Annotated in this window: 2 protein-coding genes; both read right to left on the bottom strand. The window is 44.6% G+C overall.

Translation table 11 applies throughout. From position 1 onward, the window contains the following. Positions 1 to 356 precede the first annotated feature (356 nt). Positions 357 to 1250, bottom strand: coding sequence for a R2-like ligand-binding oxidase (locus tag ACH0QE_RS07050; RefSeq protein ID WP_415799999.1), 894 nt, complete (start codon positions 1248 to 1250; stop codon positions 357 to 359). A 25-nt stretch (positions 1251 to 1275) separates the two neighbouring features. Continuing rightward, on the bottom strand, positions 1276 to 2191 hold a 916-nt coding region (locus ACH0QE_RS07055; RefSeq protein ID WP_415800001.1), incomplete at its 5' end, for a class I adenylate-forming enzyme family protein.

Consider the following 2191-nt stretch of genomic DNA (forward strand, 5'->3'; position numbering starts at 1 on the left):
GTTTCCTGGCTGCTCGCTGCCTCCCATTTTCCATTAATGAATAACGGGAACGTTTTTACATCGACATTTACAGTCATTTTGCTTCCTCCTTAACATATAAAAATATTGGTTATAACCCTTATAGGTGATCGTTTTGAAATATTTGCACTTCTCTTAGTCTAAGTACCTGAAAATTTTAGTTGTATTCACCTTTTTATTCCGCGCCAAATCATTAATTCGACCACTTTTCCGACTTATTCGACCACATTTTTAATTAATTCGACCACATTTGTGATTTATTCGACCACATATTCGATTTATTCGACCACTTTTGAATTTATTTCGACCAACTCGCTGGTTACCGCCCTGGTTAGTCCTTACATAACTCCCATCTCAGTTTCTGAGACTCTATAAATCTCTTCAATCCGCTTGCCCCTTGCACGGGAGAGGATGTCCATCCGGACAGAAAGCTGTTTCATGGTAAAATTCATTGTATCTTCAATCTGGTTTCCGAAAGTACTTACATCCTTCCCCTTGAATCCCTCCTGGTTCAAACGGATGGCAAGCGGGGTCAGCTCCTGCATTTTTCCTTCAACGAACTCGTATAAATGCGGATGCTCACAAATCAGTCTTTGCAACAGGAAGGTCCCATAGCCTATATGCCTTGATTCATCTCTTTTCAAATTGCCGATCCCCATGAGCAGTCCTGGCATCAAACCGAGTGTTTCAAGGTTTTGATAAAATGAGTAGTAGCCTGTTTCAGCCAGGACTCCCTCAACAAACATATTGTAGACAGTTGCAGCCTCAGCGATAGCTTCAGGAGATTGGTCAGTCAGCAGACGGTCCATCGTAGTCGGCAGGATTTCATAAAAAATCGTTTTATAAGTAGCTGTATGGTGTCCTGATAGATCTCCTGTTTCACCCAGCGCATTCAAGACAAGCCGGAAGAACTCCGTATGCTTGGCTTCTTCGAACAAGAAGGTGGTTAAAAACATTTCCTCCTCGAGCCTGCCTTCCTTGGCGATGGCCATGATCAGCGGCAGCAAATCGAGGGTAACGGCTTCCTCGCCAGCCTGAAATTGTGAAATCAATCGCAAAATATCATTCTGCTGTTCAGCATTCAGCTGGTTCCAGTCTTGTTGGTCCTGGGTAAAATCAATGTCAGCAGGGTTCCAGATCCCGAATTTCTTCGCTTTTTGATAGAGACGGAACGGGAATGAATCCGTCTGCAATCCCCGCTTGCTGGTTGTTAAAATGGTTCTTTGTTCCATTTGCACTCCTCCTTTGTAAATGGCTTTATTTTGTGACGATAGTTGCAGCAGTTTCTCTTAAACGGGTCTTCAGGATCTTGCCCACACCGTTCCGTGGCAAAGCTTCCATAAAAACAATCCGCTTAGGTGTTTTATTTTTGGCAAGATTGTCCTGGCAGTAATGAATCAGTTCCTCTTCTGTTGGTGACGCGCCCTTTTTTTTAACGACACATGCGACGATTTCCTCACCCATCGCTTCATCAGGTACCCCAACGACAGCTGCCTCTGATACAGACTCATGGGCGTTCAGCAGCTCTTCGATGTCACGGGGATATATATTGAAACCGCCCCTGATGACCAGATCCTTTTTCCTGTCGACAATATAGAGATAGCCCTCGTTGTCCACTCTGGCCATATCACCGGTAAACAGCCAGCCATCCTTTATGACCTTGTTTGTTTCTTCACTGTTCTGGTAGTATCCAGGAGTAATGTTGTCACCAGAAACGATCAGTTCCCCAACTGCTCCTGTGGGGACTTCCCTGCCCAGTTGATCAACGATTTTTATGTTGATTCCTGGAATCGGGATTCCGACTGAACCTGGCTTTATTTCAATTTTTTTATTGTGTGCGGTAACGATAGGAGCTGCTTCTGATAAGCCATAACCCTCAAAAACTTTTGCCCTGAACTTTTGGCGGAAGCCGTTTAACAGGGCAATCGGCAGCGGAGCCGATCCTGAGCCAATCCACTCGAGGGAGTGTGTGTCATATTGATCGGCTTTTGGGCTGCCAACCATTGCATGAATCATCGCAGGCACTGCGGAAAAAGCTTTTACTTTATAAGTCTCAATAGCTTTGAAAATTTCTTCAGGGTCAAACCGGGCGAAAACAACAACTGAACTTCCCGTTATATAGCACGTATTCGATATGGTAAGACCATAAACATGCGCTAACGGAAGGACGCCA

It is taken from the genome of Mesobacillus sp. (assembly GCF_047739415.1).
Lineage (GTDB): Bacteria > Bacillota > Bacilli > Bacillales > Cytobacillaceae > Mesobacillus.

Coding starts and splice junctions, on each gene's coding strand:
- ACH0QE_RS07050 (WP_415799999.1), bottom strand. CDS start 1,250: ATGGAACAAAGAACCATTTTAACAACCAGCAAGCGGGGATTGCAGACG.